The organism is Polaromonas sp. YR568 (assembly GCF_900116715.1).
GTDB lineage: Bacteria > Pseudomonadota > Gammaproteobacteria > Burkholderiales > Burkholderiaceae_C > Polaromonas.
Genome location: NZ_FPBM01000004.1, coordinates 195,763 through 212,027 on the forward strand (window position 1 = coordinate 195,763; position 16,265 = coordinate 212,027).

Here is a 16,265-nt window from a genome sequence, read left to right on the forward strand (position 1 = left end):
CGTGGGGCTCAGAGCGGCGAGAGCCGCGGCCACTGTTCAGCCCAGCAGCAGGTGTGAGTGAAACCCTGGACGTCGAGAACTTCGATGAGGGCCGGCTCCTTTGAAGTGAAGGGGCGGTCCGGAAAGCGGTCGGCAAAAGCCTGTACGGCCGTCTTGCCGGCAACGCGGTCTTCACTCCCGGTGAAATGGATTTGCCGCTGGCCTTGCAGGCTGGCCGATTCATTGATGGGATTGAGTGAGCCGTTGAGCGGGGAAACGCCGAGGGCGCGCGTCCATGCCTGGTGGTCCAGCACTGCGGCCACCGTGACGAGCAGCGACACGTCCTTGCGCCGCGCGGCCAGCAGTGTGGCGATGGTGCCGCCGCCGGAATAACCCACCAGCACCAGCCGTTCGGCGCCGAACATCTGTTTGAGCCTGGAAACGCCCTCGTCCATCGCGGCAATGATCTCCGGCGAATAGCGCGCTTGTGTCCAGTGGCCGGTGCGGCAGCGCCCTTCGGTGATGGCGGGGTCGAACTGGCAGGGCCGGGCCAGGTAGGCGCTGGTGCGGTAACGCTCTGCCAGCGCCATGCGCAGGGCCACCGGGTCGCGCGGCGTCGGGTCGGCCGACGGTGTGTGCGGGTCCAGCCAGGCGAGGCCGTCGCCTTCAATGAACACGGCCAGCTCGCTGCCGGGTTTGCCAGGGACTTGTGGCTTGGGATGCAGGGCCAGCAACGGAAAGCCCGCTGCCGGAATGCGGCTGGCCTGCCAGCCTGAAGGCGCGGCCAGGGCCAGCGCCGATTGCAGCCGCGCTTCAGGAGAGGTCGTGGCGCACCCAGCCAGAAAAAGCAGGCCGGTACAAAGCAGCGTTGCGATGGCGAGGCGCGGCTTCATGTCGGCTCCTGGTAATGCGGGTTTAGAACGACCAGACGGCGCGGGCCGACAACTGGTGGGCCAGGTAGTTGGCCTTGACTTCCGCATCGTAGCGCAGCGTGATGGCCACGCCTTGCGCCGTGACCCGGCGCCAGCCGACGCCCAGTTGCAGCGAGTCGCGGCCCGGTTTGGCGCCGGCCACGGTAAAGCCCGGGCCGCCGGCGACAAACGAAGCCTTGATGTCGGGCGAGTTGGCGAACTCATGCAGGTAGCGCGCGCGCAATTGCAGCGTGCTGTTGTCGGAGAGCGTGTGCGTCAGCTCGGTGCCCAGCACGGATTGCAGGCTGGTGGCGCTGCTGGAGTCCACGCGCTGTGCGGCCACGCTGCCGGTTTCGGTGTAGCCGTCGGTAGCCAGGTAGCCGGCGCGGCCGCCGACCAGCCAGCGGCCGGACCAGCTGGGGTTGATGCTGAAAGGAAAGCCCGCCTCAATCCGGCCGCCGACCTGCCAGCCTTTGTAGTCGCCCTTGGCGATTTCCGAGAAGCCGGCGAAGTTGATCTGGCGCTGGCTCTTGTAGCTGTTGTAGCCCAGCAGCACCGAGGCATCCAGCGTCATGTCGCTGAAGCTCTGGCTGTAGTAGCCGCCCAGGTTGAGGGCGTTGACGCGCACATCGTCGTTTTGCGCCGTGCCCTTGCCGTCGGCGCCGGCGTGTGTGTAGGCCAGCGACACGCCCATGATTTCATTGGCCGAGCGGTCGGTTTCCATGCCGCCGGCGATGCCGTAGGAATAAAGCTTGTAGCCGGGCGAGCCGGAGCGGGCGTCCTGGTCGCCTTGCCCGCCGGTGCCTTGCAGCCATGTGCGGCGGCTGCTGTCATTGCCTGCGGAGAGGCCGCTGGCTGCCTGCGCCACGGGGCCGGAGCGCGCGGACTCCATGCGGCCTTCCAGGGCGGAGAACAGCGTGCCTGCGACGAACTGTGAAGCCTGCTGGGCGGAGCGGTTGGTGTCTGGCGCGATCTGCTGCAGGGCGTCGCCGACAGCTTGCGTGGTGGGCAATGAATCCAGCGCGGCGAACAGGCTGTTGGCGCCGGCGTTGCCGCTTTGGCCCAGTGCTTCCAGCGTGGTGCCCATGCTGCCGAGGTTGGACGGCGTGACGGCGCCCAGCGTGGTCGAGCGCTGGGCATTGAGCACCAGGTCATTGCCGGATTTGGCCAGCGTGTAGTTGACGAGGGCCGTGTTGGCCACCACCAGGCTGGCGGGCGTGGCGGTCAGGCCGCCGGCGGCCGAGACCAGGGTGTAGGCGCCGTTGTTCACGTAGCCGCGCGGCACCGGGCGAATGGTGGCGCCGTTGGCAATCGATGCGGTGCCGGTGACGCTGATTTTGTCGGCCAGGTTGCCTGCGCCCAGTCCGCTTTCCAGCACGCCGGCAGCGCCCTGCGTGAAGGTGCCGGCGACGGTGATGGGGCGCAGATCGGCGCCGGTCGATGCCTTGAAGGTGCCGTTGACGGTGAGGTTGCCCGACAGGGAGAGTGCGCCGTTGACCTGCAGGCTGGCGCCGCTGTCGACCTGCACATTGGCCACCGGGCCCAGGCCGTAGTTGAAGGTGGTGCTGCCGTTGCGCACGGTGAAGTTTTCAAAACCGGTGACCGCGCCCGCCGCAAAGGTCTGGGTGCCGCCGGTTTCCAGCGTGTCGATGCCGGCGCCGCCGTCGACGGTGCCGATGATGATGCCGGTGCTGCCGCCGTTAAAGAGCGAGACGGTGTCGTTGCCGGCGCCCATGTCGATGGCCAGCCCGTTCTTGCCTTCGATCTTGCCGTAGTTGGTCAGCGTGTCGTCGCCGTCGCCCATCTGGATGGCGGCTGCCGGCGTGGTGCTGCCGTTCTGGTCGACGCGCACCGCGTCTTTGCCGCCGGTGATCACGCCGGTGGCGTAGTTGATGAGGCTGTCGTTGAAGTTGCCGACCAGGCCGATGGCCGCGCCTTTTTCGGCGGTGATCGTGCCTTCATTGAAGATTTTGGCGATGCCGCCAGTGGCCGTGGCGGTGCCACGCCGCGCCGCGATGGCGCTGCCGTTGGCGCCGTCGTCGACCAGGATGCCCTTGGACTGCCCGAAGATCACCGCGCCGGCGTGGTTGATGATGGTGCCGCCGCCTGCGGCGATGCCGTCCGCGCCATTGGGGTTGCCGCCGGAGTCGAAGCCGCCTGCGCCCAGGCCTTCGATGCGGCCGTAGTTTTCGACGTAGGCGATGCCGTCGATGTCCACGCCGTCGCCGTCGCCGTTGCTGGTGGTGCGGCCCAGGCCTTCGTGGTCATAGACCTTGCCGGCGCCGGCGTACTTGCCGCTGATGGTGCCGTAGTTGATGACCACGCCATGGCCGTCCAGGCCCACGCCGGAGCCGTTGTTGCCGGTGATCACGCCGCCGGCGTAGTTGATGACGACCGGGTTGACGATCTTCACGCCCGAGGTGGTGACACCGCCGACCACCTTGTCGAAGGTCACGCCGTTGGGACCGGTCGAGGTCACGATCAGGCGGTCCACGCCGAGCAGGTTGGCGTCGGCCGCGGCGGCGACGGGGTCGCCGCCGTCAATGCCGTGGCGCGGGCCGGTGATGCTGCCGTAATTGAGGATGACGACATTGGAGCGGGCGTTTTCAATCGCCACGCCGTCGGCAGCCGAGAGGTCGGCCACGCACAGGTTGACGGGTGTCTTCAGGTAGTCGGGGCAGCTGGTGTTGACCACGCCGGTAGAGAAGATGCTGCCGTAGTTGGTCAGCGTGAAGTTGTTGCCCAGGCGGATGGCGTCATTGGCATCGGAGCGGATGATGGCCGCGGTGTTGCTGGCCGAGCCGTTGATGATCTGGTTGTTGGTCGAGGTAAAGGCGGCGTCGGCCTTGATGGCGCGGCTGCCGCCTGGCGTGGTGCTCATCTGCCAGATGGTGCCCTGGTTGTTGATGATGTAGCTGCCGGCGGGCCGGTTCAGCCTTATCACTTCGCCGCCCAGCGCGGTGATCAGCCCGCCCAGGTTGTTGGTGATGGTGAGGTTGGGCGTGCCCGTGTTGGCGTCAATCGTGCGGCCGGTGCCGGTCTGGCTGATGGTGCCGGAGTTGGTGATGGACGATGTGCCGGCGTTGACGGTGACGGCGCTGGTTGCGCCTGTGGTGGTCAGCGTGCCGCCGGCCTGCACGGTGCCGGCCGCGCCTGCGAGGGTTTTGCCGGCGGTGTCCGTCACGCCGGTGTTGACGGTGAACTGGGCGTAGGCGGGAAGGGCGAAGAGGGCTTGCAAGGCCACAACGATGGGCAGGGGGCGGAATCGGCGAACGTTTGTCATGAAGGCACTTTTTGTAACAAAGTGCTGATCGTGACGGCCGAATGTGACGGTCCCGTTAAACCCGGCGGGCGGCCTTGCGCCACCCGGGGTTTGTTGTTTCGGCGATGAAGGCCGGTTGCCCGTCGCCCGTCGCTTTTAACCCGCCAGCGTCGGGTAGTCTGTGTAGCCCTTTTCGCGGCCGCCGTAGAAGGTGGCTTTGTCGGGCGTGTTAAGCGGGGCTTTCACGCGCAGGCGCTCCACCAGGTCAGGGTTGGCGATGTAGGGCTTGCCGAAGGCCACCAGGTCGGCGCCGTCGGCCACGGCTTGCTCGGCCAGGGTCTGGTCGTAGCCGTTGTTGACCATCCAGGCACCCTTGCCGCCGGCGTTGCGGTAGGCGGCTTTCAGCGCCTTGTAGTCAAAGGGGCGGTCTTCAATTTCACGCGGGCCGCCGGTGGCGCCTTCAATGATGTGGACGTAGGCCAGGTTCAGCGTGGCGAGCTGCTTGACCACGTAGTCAAACAGCGGCTGCGGGTTGCTGTCGTGCACGTCGTTGGCGGGCGTGACTGGCGAGAGGCGAATGCCGGTCTTGCCGCCACCCACCGCGTCGGTGACGGCGCGGGTGATTTCCAGCAGCAGGCGGGCGCGGTTTTCAATGCTGCCGCCGTAGTCGTCGGTGCGCTTGTTGCTGCCGTCTTTGAGGAACTGGTCCAGCAGGTAACCATTGGCGCCGTGGATCTCGACACCGTCAAAGCCGGCTGTTTCAACCGCATTGCGCGCCGCGGCGGCAAAGGTGTGCACGATGCCGGGGATTTCGGCGGCCGTGAGCGCGCGGGGCTCCGAGGTTTCGACAAAAGTCGGCACGCCGTCCTCAATCAGCACCGTCTTGGTCTTGGCCGTGATGGCCGAAGGCGCAACCGGCTTGCCGCCGTCGGGTTGGAGTTTATTGTGCGAGACACGGCCCACATGCCAAAGCTGCACAACGATCTTGCCGCCTTTTTCATGCACCGCGTGGGTGACCTTCTTCCAGGCGTCGAGCTGTTCGGTGCCATAGAGGCCCGGCACGTCGGCATAACCCTGGCCCTGATGGCTGACGGCGGTAGCCTCGGTGATCAGCAAGCCGGCGCTGGCACGCTGGCCGTAATAAATCTGCGCGATGTCTGTCGGGATCGCATTGGGCGAACGGTTGCGCGTGAGCGGCGCCATCACGATGCGGTTGGCAAGGGCCAGGTCACCGGCTTTGTTGGAGTCGAATAAGGTGGGCATGGTTGGTCCTGAGGGGGCTGAATTGAAAACAGGGCCAGTTTGGCCCTGTTTGGAATGGCTTGCCCAACACGGGTTGCTCATTTCATGCTATTTGACAGCCCGCAAGGCCTTTGCCCCCGCTCCCGACCCCGCTCCCGACCCTGCTCCCGATTGCCCCTTCTGTCTGCGCCGAGGAGCGCAGGTCCAGACGGATCAGGGCAAAAACTTGTTTGAGCCGAAGGCGAGTTGTTTTTGACCCCGTCTGGACCGAGCACCGCAGGCTGCCCGTAGTGAAGCGAAGGGACGCAGACAGCAGGGTCGCCTTTTCTTTGCTTACTTTCTTTTGGCGAAGCAAAAGAAAGTGAGTTGCCGCCGGCAACCCCGGCCCCGGAATGCAACTCAAAACCAGCGTCCGCTACGTCACTTATTTCAGCAAGCCTTCATGCTTCATAGCAGCCTGAACCGCCGGACGGGCTGCGACGCGCTCGCGGAAGGCGGCGAGGTTGGCAAAACCCGAAATATCCACCCCAACCCGAGGCGCCCAGTTGGTAACAGTAAAGAGATAAGGATCAGCCACGCTAAACGCATCCCCCATCAGGTACTGCTTGCCGGCCAGCTGGCTGTCAACCCACTTCAGGCGCGACAGCAGCTTGTCAATAACGATGGTTTTGTACTCGGCCGGTGTGGCGGCATTAAAGAGCGGGCTGAAGCCCTTGTGCAGCTCGGTGCCGACAAAGGTCAGCCAGGACTGCATCTTGTAGCGCTCCAGCGTGCCGTTGGCGGGGGCGAGTTTTTTGGCGGGCACCTGGTCGGCGATGTACTGCACGATGGCCGGGCCTTCGGCGATGCGGGTGCCGTCGTCCAGCTCGAGCAGGGGCACGTAACCCAAAGGATTGATGGTGTAGTAGTCGGTGCCGTCTTCGAGCTGGTGGGTTTTGGTGGGCGCCAGCACGTGTTCGAACTTCAGGCCCGACTCATGCAGCGTGATATGGGGGGAGAGGGAGCAGGCGCCGGGGGAGTAATAAAGCTTCATGATGTCTCGTCCTTGGGTGTTGTGGATGGAGTGTGGCGGGAATGTCGCAGAGCCCCTGATGCTAGCCGGAACGGCGGATTTTTGCTGAAGGCGCAGGTAACGGATGGACCATGGGCGCGCCACAATAGCCGCATGGCAAAAGTTTTCAAATGGGTGGTGTTTTTGGCGCTGGGCCTGATGGTGTTGCTGGCGGTGGTGGCGTTTACGCTGCACCGCTGGGTGAGCACCGACGATTTCAGGCAGCGCGTGGAGCGCGAGGCGAGCGCCGCGCTGGGCGTGCCGGTGGCGCTGGACCGCGTGGCGGTGGACGTCTGGCCGCTGCCGGCGGTGGCGCTCAGCGGCATCTCGGTGCAGAGCAAGCCCGCCATCACGGTAGAGCGTGTGGAAGTGCGGCCGCAGTGGCAGCCGCTGCTCCAGGGGCGGCTGGTGGTGTCGACTTTGCTGGTGCGCCGCGCGGTGCTGCCGCAGCAGGGCATAGACGGTGTGTTGCTGCTGCTGCAAAAGAAGAAGAAACCGGCGGCAGCCGCCACGCCAGTCCCGGCCCCAGCAGACAAACAACCGCAAACGACGCAGATGGACTGGCTGCCGCGCCGCACCGTGCTGGACGAGGTCACCTGGATCAGCGCCGCGGGCGCACGCACCACGGTGCAGGCCGAAGCCCGCCTGGGCGACGACGGCCTGCCCGACGACGTGGCGCTCAAGCTGCTCAAGGGCAACCTGGAGGGCCTGACCGCCAGCCTCAAGCGGGAAGAAGCCAAAGCTGGGGCCGCGGGCGACGAATGGGCGCTGCAGGTCAATGTGGGCGGCGGCAAGGTCGAAGGCAAGCTGGGTTTGAAGAAGGTGCCCTCGGCCGTGGCGTCGCGCCCCGGCGAGGAGCTGCAGCTGCACGGCAAGCTGCAGACGCGCGATGTGGAGGTGTCGGCGCTGACGGCGCCCAGCAAGTCGCTCACCGGCAAGCTTGAAGCCAGTACCACGCTGAACTCCCGCGCGGCGACCACGGGCGCGCTGGTCGATGCGCTGCAAAGCCAGACCACCTTTACGGTGCGCAATGCGGTGCTCCAGGGGATTGACCTGGCCAAGGCGGTCAAGACCGTGGGCCTGAGCCGCGGCGGCCAGACCCCGCTGGACACCCTGGCCGGCCAGGTGAACACGCAGGGCAAGGCGGCACAGCTGACCAACCTGGTGGCGAGCTCGGGCGCCTTGAGCGCCAGCGGCAATGTGGCGATTTCGCCCGCCAAGGCGCTGAGCGGGCAGGTCAGCGTGAACCTGGCAGGCGACAGCAAGATCGGCAGCGCCATTGGCGGCGCAGTGGGTGTGCCGCTGCAGGTGGGCGGCACGCTGGACAACCCGGAAGTCACGCTCTCGCGCTCGGCGCTGCTGGGCGCGGCCATCGGCACGGTGCTGATGCCGGGTGTGGGCACCGGGGCGGGCGCCAACCTGGGCGACCGTGTAGGCGAGGGCTTCCGCAGTCTGTTTGGTAAATAAGCTGCAGCCCTTTCCAGAAGGGCATTGACAGCTATTGAAATCATAGCGTGAGCGGTTCGCCGCGCCCTTGTCCTACAGCGGCTAGCGGGCGCTGCTGATGGGTGGCCGGCCCCGCGACTTTTAGCATCAAGCCATCACCGCGCGACCTTTGCGCCGGTGACCTCAACGGAGGCCAAGATGCTCAAGTACGCGATTATTTTTGCGATTATTTCCCTGATTGCCGGTGCCCTGGGCTTTGGCGGTGTGGCGGCGGGCGCCGCCGGCATTGCCAAGATCCTGTTCGGCCTGTTCCTGATCCTGGCGGTCATTTTTGTGGTGCTGGCCGCATTGGGTGTGGGCGCGGTCAAAAAGGTCATGAAGTAAATGACGCCTCGCACGGGTGCCACAGAAAAAGCCGGCGCGGCGCTTGCGCCACCGGCCAGCATGGCCTCGCGTTTCCGGCAGCGGCTGTTCCAGCCGTGGTCGGGGCCGCGTGCGCCGGCAGCGCTGCCTGACCCCGTCGCGCAAAAGAAGATGTCATTTCAGGCCAGCATTGCCGAGTTTTTGCTGGTCAACCGCCTGCGTGCGCGCAAGCGCGCCGCGCCTTCCGCCGATGTGCTGGAGCGGGCCTCGCGCATTGTCTACGTCACCTGCCAGAACTGGTTTGCCACGCCACAGCGCGGCCGGCCGGACCACCGCACCCATCTTTGATCTTTGTCCCAGTTTCCCCATGCACACTGCCCTGATTGAATCCTTGCTGGAATACGAGGTGAACAGCACGGCGCACTTCCTGTTCAACATCGAGACCGCCTTCCATGACGGCCACCATGTGGTGGAAGAACGCCTGACGATCACGCCCAGCATGAAGGTGCGCAACTTTTGCGACGAGCGCAGCGGCAATCGTTTTATCCGGCTCGACGCGCCCAAGGGCATGCTCAGCATCAACTACCGCGCGCAGGTGGAGTTGCGCCCTGTGGCCGTGCCGCTGCACCTGGACGAAACACCGGTGACGGGCGTGCCCGACGATGTGTTGCGCTATTTGATGCCCAGCCGCTATTGCGAGTCCGACGTGATGAGCCGCGCGGCGCAGCAGCTCTTTGGCCAGCTGCCGCCTGGCATAGGCCGTGTGCGCGCGATTGAGAACTGGATCCACGAGTCGATTTATTACCTGCCGGGCTTCAGCAATTCGACCACCACCGCGCAAGAGGTGTTTGTGCAACGGGCGGGTGTGTGCCGCGACTTTGCGCACCTGGGTATCACGCTGTGCCGGGCGCTGAACATTCCGGCGCGGCTGGTGGTGGGCTATGTGCATTTTGAAGAGCCGCCGCAGGACTTTCATGCCGTGTTCGAGGCCTGGCTGGACGACCGCTGGGTGCTGTTTGACCCGACGCGTATGGCGCCGATTGACCGGCTGGTGCGCGTGGGTACCGGGCGCGACGCCAAGGACGTGGCCTTTGCCACCATCTTTGGCGACGTGCGCATGACACGCAAGGAACTGATGGTCGACCAGGGCGATGTGACGCCCCTGCCGACCGACAGCGTCACGCCGCCGGTGTTGACGGTGGTGCCGGCTTAAGCGTTCGCCACTACAGGCGCTGACTTCCGCTTCAGCACCAGAAGGCCAAACAGCGTTGCCGTTACGTACATGCTGAACGAATAAATCGCCGCAGGCAAAGCCAGCTGGAAGTTATTCAACACGGCCAGCGCGATAAAGATCGCCAGCGTGGCGTTGTGGATGCCGATCTCGTAGCTGATGGCGGTTGAGATGGGTTTGTCCAGCCCGGTTGCACGCGCCACATAGTAGCCCGCCAGCAGGCTCACCAGATTAAAGGCCAGCACGGCAGGGCCGATGGCTGCAAAGCCGCCGCTGAGTGCCTGCCACTCTTTCACGACCGCGCCCACTGCGACCACGACCAGCACGATGATGCTGAAGATCTTGGTCGGGTTCTCGCTGCGCGCGGCCCAGCCCGGTTTGACGGTGCGCAGCCACATGCCGATGGCCACCGGTACCAGCACGATGACGATCACTTCCACGACTTTGCCGAATTGCAGCGGCACAACCTGGCCGGTTTTGGCGAAGGTGTTGATGGCCCAGTTGGCGATCACCGGCATGGTGACGATGGACAGCAGGGTGTTGATGGCGGTGAGCGAGATGTTCATCGCCACATTGCCGCCGAAGAGGTGGCTGAACAGGTTGGCCGAAATGCCGCCGGGCGAGGCGGCCAGCAGCATCAGCCCGACTGCAAAGACCGGCGGCACATTGAGCAGCACGATGATGGCGTAGCAGGCAATCGGCAGCACGATGACCTGCAGCACCAGCGCCACCACCACGGCCTTGGGGTATTTAAGCAGCCGGGTGAAGTCCTCGACCTTGAGCGTCAGGCCCAGGCCCAGCATCACCAGGGCGAGTGCGACGATCAGCAGTTGTGCAACAAGGGGGGAGCCGCTCATGATTTGTAGCTTTCATCGAGTTTGTCGAGCTTGCGGATCAGCGAAGGCCAGACAAAAGCCCCGCCCATGCCGCCGGTCTGTACGCGCATGGCTTCGGCCACGCCTTTGACGATGAGCGGGTTGACTTGAGTGAGCTCACCACCCGCCTGTGCATCCAGCTGGATGCGGCAGGTGTTTTCAAAGGTGTACATGCTGAGGAAAGCGTCGGCAATCGTCTTGCCCACGACCAGCAGGCCGTGGTTGCGCAGCATCAAAAAGTTGGCGCTGCCCAGGTCGGCCTGCAGGCGCGGCTTCTCGTCGTCGCGAAAGGCCACGCCTTCGTACTCGTGGTACGCCAGCGAGGCCAGCACAAAGGTGGATTGCTGGCTGATGGGCAGCACGCCGCATTTCTGCGCGCTGACGGCGACGCCGGCGCGGGTGTGGGTGTGCAGCACGCAGCCGGCATCGGCGCGCGCCTCATGCACGGCGCTGTGGATGACGAAGCCGGCCGGGTTCACCGGGAAGGGCGAGTCGATCACCTTGTTGCACTGGCCGTCGACCTTGACCAGGCTGGAGGCCGTGATCTCGTCAAACATCAGGCCGTAGGGGTTGATGAGGAAATGGTGGTTGCCCGCGCCGGAGACCGATTCGGGCAGCTTGGCGCTGATGTGGGTGAAGACCAGGTCGCTCCAGCCGTAGAACGAGACCAGGCGGTAACAGGCGGCGAGGTCGCAGCGCAGCTGCCATTCTTCGGCGCTGACGACTTCTTTGAGGGAGGGGATGTGCATCGGGATTTGTCTCCGTGGTGTTTGACGAAAAAGGCGGACTCTGCGGCCCGATACGCCCACGATACGTGGGTGCTTGACGGGGAACTGTCAAAAATTTGACAATTGGCGATATGCCTATCGTTCCCGCGACACCTTCAGCGCATTCCATGATGGTCCGCATGTCGGCCAACCCGTGGTTTGGCGCGCTGCCGCTGGCGGACCGGCAGGCGCTGCTGGCCTCTGCCGAGGTGTTGCGCCTGCGGCCGGGCGAAATGCTGTTTCGCCAGGGCGATGCGCCCGGCGGGTTTTATGGGCTGCTGGGCGGCCTGCTGAAAATCTCGTCGCTGCGGGAGGATGGGCGCGAAGCCATTCTGGTGGTGCTGGAGGCCGGCAACTGGATAGGCGAGATTTCGCTGATGGACGGCCAGCCACGCACACATGACGCCACGGCGCAGTCGCCAGCGGAAGTGCTGGTGGTGCCGCAGCCGGCCTTTGCCGCGCTGATGGAGGGCGCGCCGTTTGCGCGTGCGATCGCGGGGCTGCTGGCCGCGCGCGTGCGTTCGCTCTACGGCATGGTGGAAGACGCGGCGCTGCGCTCAACCCGCGCCCGCGTGGCGCGCCGCCTGCTGCTGCTGTCGCGCGGTGACGCCACACTGGCGCCCAGGGCGCGGCCGGTGGTGCCGGTGTCGCAAGAGGCGCTGGCGATGATGCTGGGCATCAGCCGGCAAACGCTGTCGGTGGAGCTCAAGGCCATGGTGCAGGAGGGTGCGATTGCGCTGCGCTATCGCTGCATTGAGATTGTGTCGGCGGCGCGGCTCGAAGCGCAGGGCAACTTGTCCCGATAGTTTCAGTGCGCACCAGGCCGCGTGTCGCTTTCAAGCCGGGTCAGCCAGACCATGGCGCTGCCCGCGTCGGCGCCGCACATCTCGGCAGAGGCCATGAGCTGCCCGCAGACCGCGGGCCGTTCAGGCCGGCCGAAGATCAGGCAGCGGTTGGTGTCATCGAGCTGCGCGCAGCGCACGCCGGCCGGCTTGCCTTGCGGCATGCCGGGAATGGCGGAGCTGATGGAAGGCGCGATGCAGCAGGCGCCGCAGCCGGGTCGGCAGTTCATGGGCTGTATTGTCCATGGTGCCGCCGGCCTGGCTTCGTGATCAATCAGGTTTGATCTTCGCCCGCGCCGCCACTTCCTTCCAGCGCGCCTGCTCGGTCTTGATGAAGGCGGCGTATTGCGCGGGGGTGTCGCCCACGGGCTGGGCGGTGTCGCCGCGCAGGCGTTCTGTGGCTTGCGGGTTGCGCATGGCTTTGCTGCAGGCTTCGGCGATGCGGTCTATGTTGGCTTGGGGCATGTTGGCGGGCGCGTTCAGGCCGTACCACTGCGTCATCTCAAAACCGGGGTAACCGCTTTCGGCCACAGTGGGCACATCTGGCAGCTGGGGCAGGCGTTCTTTGGTGCCGGTGGCGATGCAGCGCAACTTGCCCGACTTGATATGGCCCAGGATGGCCGGTGCGCCCACGCTGGCGGCTTCAAGCCGGCCAGCCAGCAGATCGGTGAGTTGCGGGCCGGTGCCGCGGTAGGGCACATGCAGCACAAAGGTGTTGGTCGCCATCTTCAGATACTCAAACGCCAGGTGGCCGGCGCTGCCGTTGCCGGCCGAGCCGTAGTTGAGCTGGCCGGGCTTGGCCTTGGCCAGCGCGACGAACTCTTTGAGGTTGTTGGCCGGCACGCTGGCGTTGACCACATAGAGGCTGGGCACCTTGGCCAGCAGCGAGATGGCCTTGAAGTCCCGGTTGGTGTCGAAGGGCAGTTTGTCGAAGATGAAAGGGTTGACGGCCAGCGTGCCGATGTGGCCCAGGATGATGGTGTGGCCGTCGGTGGAAGCGGCGCAGTCCTGCATGGCGATGTTGCCGCTGGCGCCGGGTTTGTTTTCAACAAAGACGTTCTGGCCCAGGCTTTTGCTGAGCTCATTGGCGGCCGAGCGCGCGACGATCTCGGAGCTGCCGCCGGGCGCAAAAGGCACCAGCAGGCGGATTGGTTTGCTGGGCCAGGCGGACTGCGCATGGGCCGAGCTGAGCAGCCCCGGAAAGGCCGACACCGCGGCGAGTGCGCCGGTGGCTTTGAGGCCGGATTGAAGTGCGCTGCGGCGCGTGGTGGGCTGCGTCATGGTCTTGTCCCCTGGTCGTTGTGTTGATGGTCAATATAGGACGCCCCGTGTGGCATCCGGGTACGTGGTTGCGCTAATGAGGCAAACCCTGCGTTCGACGCGGGATCTGGACGAGCCGCTAATTGAACGACGCATCAAAGCGTTCGCGCGCGGCCTTCAGGCTCTGGTGGTTGCGCTCGGCCCAGTTGTCCAGCGGGATCAGGGTCGCGCTCAGCGATTCGCCCAGCGCACTGAGCTGGTATTCCACATGCGGCGGCACGGTCTGGTGGTCGGCGCGCAGCACCAGGCCGTTGCGCACCAGTTCCTTGAGGGTTTGCGTCAGCATCTTTTGCGAGATGCCTTCGATCTTGCGCATCAGCTCGTTGTTGCGCACCGGGCCGTCGGCCAGCGCCGGGATGACCAGCAAAGCCCATTTGCTGGCGACCAGCTCCAGTGCCTGGCGCGACGGGCAGGCCTGGCTAAACACAGTTGAGCTGTCGGTGGGTGGGTCGGATGGAATTGTCATGGTTACCAAAAGGTGCGTACTTGCCTATGGGTAATCGTAAACCTAAGCTGGCGGCTCATCAATCTTTAACCCTTTCAACCTGTTCCTAAAAGAAAGACTCACCATGGCCTGGCTCTATTTACTCGCCGCAAGCATTGTCGAAATCGCAATGGCCTTGTTCCTCAAATCCTCTGAAGGCTGGACGCGCCTGTGGCCCAGCGTGCTGGGCGTGGCCGCGGCCGGCGCCAGCATTTTCTTTTTGACGCATGCCGTCAAGACGCTGCCGGTCGGCACGGCCTACGCGATCTGGACGGGCATAGGCTCGGTCGGCGTCACGCTGATCGGCATTGTCTGGATGGGCGAGAGCGCGTCGGCGCTGCGCCTGACCTGTGTAGCGCTGGTGGTGGCCGGCATGGTGGGCTTGCGCCTGCTCGACGGCGCGGCATAAGGGGGAGCAACACATGACGCATCTGGTTTATATCGAGGCCTCGCCCATGCAGGCGGCATCCACATCAAGCTCCGTCGCCGCCGCCTGGCTGGAGGCTTATCGGCAAGCGCACCCCGGCGACACGGTGGACGTGATCAACGTCTGGGACATCGACCTGCCGCCTTTTGACGCCGACATGATCGCCGCGAAGTTTGCGGTGCTGCGGGCGCAGAATGCGACTGCCCCGCAGCAGGCACTGTGGGCGCGCGCGGTGGAGGTGTCGCAGCGCTTTAACGCGGCCGACCGTTATCTCTTCAGCCTGCCGATGTGGAATTTCGGTATCCCTTACCGGCTCAAGCACTTCATCGATGTGGTGACACTGCCGGGGCAGAACTGGAGCTGGTCGCGGCAGACCGGTTACCAGGCGCTGCTTTCGGGCAAAAGCGCGACGCTGGTGTATTCAAGCGCCGGCGCGTATCCGCTGCCGCCCGATGAAGACGCGTCGGATTTCCAGAAGCCGTATATGCGGCGCTGGCTTCGCTTTCTGGATATTGAAGTGACTGCGGAGATCAGCGCCGCGCCGACGCTGGTGCCGCCTGAAGAGCTGGCGGCGAACAAGGCCGGCGCGGTGGAACGCGCCCGAGCCCTGGCCTCCGCTCTTTAATTAGTGGGCCGCGAGCCGGGCGCTGGCAAACAGCACCTGGTCGATCACGGCCTGCACGTTCTTCAGGTGCGCTTCATCGAGCAACTTGCCGTCCGCGTCAAAAGCGCTCCCGGCGCGGCCCAGGGCAAATGCCTTGGGCGCGACCCAGCATTGCGCGTTCAGCAGCAGCGGCACCAGGTGGCTTTGCGAACGCAGGCCGCCGAGTGCGCCGGGCGAGGCGCTGAGCACGCCCACCACTTTGCCGGTAAATGACTTGAAGCCTTCGTGCCAGGCCGGGTCGCTCTTGACGGGGCTGGACACCCAGTCGATGGTGTTCTTGAGCAAGGCGGTGTAGCTGCCGTTGTATTCGGGCGAGCAGATGATCCAGGCCGGGTGTTCGTACATCAGCTGCTTGAGCTTCATCACGTCGGGCGGCGTGCCCTTGGCTTCGAGGTCGGCGTTGTACATGGGGATGTCGAAGTCGGCCAGCTCGATGTGGGTGACTTCGGCGCCGCTGGCGCGCGCCAGGGCGGCCGTGACATGGGCGAGTTTGCGGTTAAAGGAGTTTTGCCGGGTGCTGCCGGCAAAGATCAGGAGTTTTTGGGGGGCGGTCATGAGGGTGATTTCACCACAGGGCGCAGGGTGAAAAGCTGCGCGCAGAGCACCGTGCAAGCATGAATCCGTTAAAATGTACAAAACCTTTTATTTTGTACAAAATGCGCACCATTCCCCTCAGTGAATTCCGGGCTCATGCCTCAGCCATGGTCGATTTGGTCGAACAGGGCGAAACCGTCCGCATACTCCGGCACGGCAAGCCGGTGGCCGAACTCGTCCCCCTGAAAGCCGAAGAAGACGCCGCCAAAGTGCCCAGCTGGAAAACCCCGTTTGAGCCGGTGGTGTTGCCGCCCGGCGTGTCGCTGTCGCAGGCGGTGCTGGACGAGCGGAATGAATCGCCATGGTGAAGCGGCTGCAGGCAGCTTATGTGGCCCAGTCGGCGGGCGGCTCGACTACCCGGGCGGTGGCGCGGGACGGCGAAGCGCGGCTGATGTTTGACGCCTCGGCGCTGACCAAGCGCTATGCCAGTGAGGCCGGGCGCGACCGGGTGCTGATGTTGTTTGAGGCGGCCAGCGAGTTGCTGGTGGCCGCGCATTGCAAGACTGAAGTGGCTTCGGCGCTGCTCAGGCGCAAGCGCGACGGCAGCTTGCCGGCGCAGGAGTTTGACCGTGCCTGGGCTGCGGCGCAACGCGATGTGGCTGATATGACCCTGGTGCCGCTGGATACCCATGTCGAGCGCTTTGCGTTTGCGGCGATGGAGCAGGGCCCTTTGCGCGGCATGGATGCCTTGCATGTGGGCAGCGCGCTGGCCAGCCGTGTCGACCTTTTCGTCACGGCGGACAGGCGCCAGGCACAGGTGGCGCGCGGCATGGGCCTGGCCACCGAATTGATAGAGAACTGAAGGTT

At 64.9% G+C, this 16,265-nt stretch carries 19 protein-coding genes; 9 read left to right on the forward strand and 10 right to left on the reverse strand.

The window, feature by feature from the left end; translation table 11 throughout:
• Positions 1-8: 8 nt before the first annotated feature.
• The 4 genes from BM408_RS10890 to gstA all read right to left on the reverse strand — a co-directional run bounded on the left by BM408_RS10890 (position 9) and on the right by gstA (position 6,427).
• The gene (locus BM408_RS10890; protein ID WP_092129881.1) at positions 9-872 is read right to left on the reverse strand and encodes an alpha/beta fold hydrolase; all 864 of its coding nucleotides are present in this window, start codon (positions 870-872) and stop codon (positions 9-11) included.
• A 22-nt stretch (positions 873-894) separates the two neighbouring features.
• The gene (locus BM408_RS10895) at positions 895-4,173 is read right to left on the reverse strand and encodes an autotransporter outer membrane beta-barrel domain-containing protein (RefSeq protein WP_092129882.1); all 3,279 of its coding nucleotides are present in this window, start codon (positions 4,171-4,173) and stop codon (positions 895-897) included.
• A 135-nt stretch (positions 4,174-4,308) separates the two neighbouring features.
• Positions 4,309-5,415, reverse strand: coding sequence for an alkene reductase (locus tag BM408_RS10900; RefSeq protein ID WP_092129883.1), 1,107 nt, complete (start codon positions 5,413-5,415; stop codon positions 4,309-4,311).
• A gap of 403 nt (positions 5,416-5,818) precedes the next feature.
• Positions 5,819-6,427 (reverse strand): glutathione transferase GstA, encoded by a 609-nt coding sequence (gene gstA, locus BM408_RS10905; RefSeq protein ID WP_092129884.1) that lies wholly within the window; start codon positions 6,425-6,427, stop codon positions 5,819-5,821.
• Between the two features lie 132 nt (positions 6,428-6,559).
• On the opposite strand from gstA, the gene BM408_RS10910 reads away from it, so the two are divergent.
• The 4 genes from BM408_RS10910 to BM408_RS10925 all read left to right on the forward strand — a co-directional run bounded on the left by BM408_RS10910 (position 6,560) and on the right by BM408_RS10925 (position 9,467).
• On the forward strand, positions 6,560-7,912 hold the full coding sequence (locus BM408_RS10910) for an AsmA family protein (RefSeq protein WP_092129885.1): 1,353 nt from the start codon (positions 6,560-6,562) through the stop codon (positions 7,910-7,912).
• Between the two features lie 177 nt (positions 7,913-8,089).
• Positions 8,090-8,275: a DUF1328 family protein gene (locus tag BM408_RS10915; protein ID WP_092129886.1), complete on the forward strand. Its 186-nt coding sequence runs from the start codon at positions 8,090-8,092 to the stop codon at positions 8,273-8,275.
• On the forward strand, positions 8,276-8,602 hold the full coding sequence (locus tag BM408_RS10920; RefSeq protein ID WP_092129887.1) for a hypothetical protein: 327 nt from the start codon (positions 8,276-8,278) through the stop codon (positions 8,600-8,602).
• Positions 8,603-8,621: 19 nt separating this feature from the next.
• Positions 8,622-9,467 carry a transglutaminase-like domain-containing protein gene (locus tag BM408_RS10925; RefSeq protein ID WP_092129888.1) on the forward strand — a complete coding sequence of 282 codons (846 nt, stop codon included), beginning with the start codon at positions 8,622-8,624 and terminating at the stop codon, positions 9,465-9,467.
• On the opposite strand, the gene BM408_RS10930 is transcribed toward BM408_RS10925, so the two are convergent.
• Complete coding sequence (locus BM408_RS10930) at positions 9,464-10,342, reverse strand: bile acid:sodium symporter family protein (RefSeq protein ID WP_092129889.1); 879 nt, start codon at positions 10,340-10,342, stop codon at positions 9,464-9,466. The genes BM408_RS10925 and BM408_RS10930 overlap by 4 nt on opposite strands.
• Complete coding sequence (locus tag BM408_RS10935) at positions 10,339-11,109, reverse strand: class II aldolase/adducin family protein (protein ID WP_092129890.1); 771 nt, start codon at positions 11,107-11,109, stop codon at positions 10,339-10,341. Before BM408_RS10935 ends, BM408_RS10930 begins: the two co-directional genes overlap by 4 nt.
• Positions 11,110-11,219: 110 nt before the next feature.
• Between BM408_RS10935 and BM408_RS10940 the strand changes: the two genes are divergently transcribed.
• On the forward strand, positions 11,220-11,933 hold the full coding sequence (locus BM408_RS10940) for a Crp/Fnr family transcriptional regulator (RefSeq protein WP_254774775.1): 714 nt from the start codon (positions 11,220-11,222) through the stop codon (positions 11,931-11,933).
• Between the two features lie 2 nt (positions 11,934-11,935).
• Here the strand turns inward: BM408_RS10940 and BM408_RS10945 are convergent, their stop codons facing one another.
• The 3 genes from BM408_RS10945 to BM408_RS10955 form a co-directional block, all read right to left on the reverse strand.
• A complete protein-coding gene (locus tag BM408_RS10945) occupies positions 11,936-12,199 on the reverse strand; it encodes a YkgJ family cysteine cluster protein (protein WP_092129891.1) in 264 nt (87 codons plus the stop codon).
• A gap of 40 nt (positions 12,200-12,239) precedes the next feature.
• A complete protein-coding gene (locus BM408_RS10950) occupies positions 12,240-13,250 on the reverse strand; it encodes a Bug family tripartite tricarboxylate transporter substrate binding protein (RefSeq protein ID WP_092129892.1) in 1,011 nt (336 codons plus the stop codon).
• Positions 13,251-13,368: 118 nt separating this feature from the next.
• Positions 13,369-13,755 carry a winged helix-turn-helix transcriptional regulator gene (locus BM408_RS10955; protein ID WP_092129893.1) on the reverse strand — a complete coding sequence of 129 codons (387 nt, stop codon included), beginning with the start codon at positions 13,753-13,755 and terminating at the stop codon, positions 13,369-13,371.
• A gap of 103 nt (positions 13,756-13,858) precedes the next feature.
• On the opposite strand from BM408_RS10955, the gene BM408_RS10960 reads away from it, so the two are divergent.
• Positions 13,859-14,182 (forward strand): DMT family transporter, encoded by a 324-nt coding sequence (locus tag BM408_RS10960; protein WP_092129894.1) that lies wholly within the window; start codon positions 13,859-13,861, stop codon positions 14,180-14,182.
• Positions 14,183-14,195: 13 nt separating this feature from the next.
• A complete protein-coding gene (locus tag BM408_RS10965) occupies positions 14,196-14,825 on the forward strand; it encodes an FMN-dependent NADH-azoreductase (protein WP_092129895.1) in 630 nt (209 codons plus the stop codon).
• Here BM408_RS10965 and BM408_RS10970 read toward each other — a convergent pair whose 3' ends face one another.
• The gene (locus BM408_RS10970) at positions 14,826-15,419 is read right to left on the reverse strand and encodes an NADPH-dependent FMN reductase (protein ID WP_092129896.1); all 594 of its coding nucleotides are present in this window, start codon (positions 15,417-15,419) and stop codon (positions 14,826-14,828) included.
• 101 nt (positions 15,420-15,520) lie between these two features.
• Here BM408_RS10970 and BM408_RS10975 point away from each other — a divergent pair, with 101 nt between their 5' ends.
• Both BM408_RS10975 and BM408_RS10980 read left to right on the forward strand, forming a co-directional pair.
• Complete coding sequence (locus tag BM408_RS10975) at positions 15,521-15,766, forward strand: type II toxin-antitoxin system Phd/YefM family antitoxin (protein ID WP_092130076.1); 246 nt, start codon at positions 15,521-15,523, stop codon at positions 15,764-15,766.
• Positions 15,760-16,260: a type II toxin-antitoxin system VapC family toxin gene (locus BM408_RS10980; RefSeq protein WP_092129897.1), complete on the forward strand. Its 501-nt coding sequence runs from the start codon at positions 15,760-15,762 to the stop codon at positions 16,258-16,260. Before BM408_RS10975 ends, BM408_RS10980 begins: the two co-directional genes overlap by 7 nt.
• The last annotated feature ends 5 nt before the right edge of the window (positions 16,261-16,265 follow it).

Coding starts and splice junctions, on each gene's coding strand:
- BM408_RS10975 (WP_092130076.1), top strand. CDS start 15,521: ATGCGCACCATTCCCCTCAGTGAATTCCGGGCTCATGCCTCAGCCATG.
- BM408_RS10960 (WP_092129894.1), top strand. CDS start 13,859: ATGGCCTGGCTCTATTTACTCGCCGCAAGCATTGTCGAAATCGCAATG.
- BM408_RS10955 (WP_092129893.1), bottom strand. CDS start 13,755: ATGACAATTCCATCCGACCCACCCACCGACAGCTCAACTGTGTTTAGC.
- BM408_RS10970 (WP_092129896.1), bottom strand. CDS start 15,419: ATGACCGCCCCCCAAAAACTCCTGATCTTTGCCGGCAGCACCCGGCAA.
- BM408_RS10920 (WP_092129887.1), top strand. CDS start 8,276: ATGACGCCTCGCACGGGTGCCACAGAAAAAGCCGGCGCGGCGCTTGCG.
- BM408_RS10900 (WP_092129883.1), bottom strand. CDS start 5,415: ATGCCCACCTTATTCGACTCCAACAAAGCCGGTGACCTGGCCCTTGCC.
- BM408_RS10965 (WP_092129895.1), top strand. CDS start 14,196: ATGACGCATCTGGTTTATATCGAGGCCTCGCCCATGCAGGCGGCATCC.
- BM408_RS10980 (WP_092129897.1), top strand. CDS start 15,760: ATGGTGAAGCGGCTGCAGGCAGCTTATGTGGCCCAGTCGGCGGGCGGC.
- BM408_RS10890 (WP_092129881.1), bottom strand. CDS start 872: ATGAAGCCGCGCCTCGCCATCGCAACGCTGCTTTGTACCGGCCTGCTT.
- BM408_RS10935 (WP_092129890.1), bottom strand. CDS start 11,109: ATGCACATCCCCTCCCTCAAAGAAGTCGTCAGCGCCGAAGAATGGCAG.
- BM408_RS10915 (WP_092129886.1), top strand. CDS start 8,090: ATGCTCAAGTACGCGATTATTTTTGCGATTATTTCCCTGATTGCCGGT.
- BM408_RS10925 (WP_092129888.1), top strand. CDS start 8,622: ATGCACACTGCCCTGATTGAATCCTTGCTGGAATACGAGGTGAACAGC.
- BM408_RS10940 (WP_254774775.1), top strand. CDS start 11,220: ATGCCTATCGTTCCCGCGACACCTTCAGCGCATTCCATGATGGTCCGC.
- BM408_RS10895 (WP_092129882.1), bottom strand. CDS start 4,173: ATGACAAACGTTCGCCGATTCCGCCCCCTGCCCATCGTTGTGGCCTTG.
- BM408_RS10945 (WP_092129891.1), bottom strand. CDS start 12,199: ATGAACTGCCGACCCGGCTGCGGCGCCTGCTGCATCGCGCCTTCCATC.
- BM408_RS10930 (WP_092129889.1), bottom strand. CDS start 10,342: ATGAGCGGCTCCCCCCTTGTTGCACAACTGCTGATCGTCGCACTCGCC.
- gstA (WP_092129884.1), bottom strand. CDS start 6,427: ATGAAGCTTTATTACTCCCCCGGCGCCTGCTCCCTCTCCCCCCATATC.
- BM408_RS10910 (WP_092129885.1), top strand. CDS start 6,560: ATGGCAAAAGTTTTCAAATGGGTGGTGTTTTTGGCGCTGGGCCTGATG.
- BM408_RS10950 (WP_092129892.1), bottom strand. CDS start 13,250: ATGACGCAGCCCACCACGCGCCGCAGCGCACTTCAATCCGGCCTCAAA.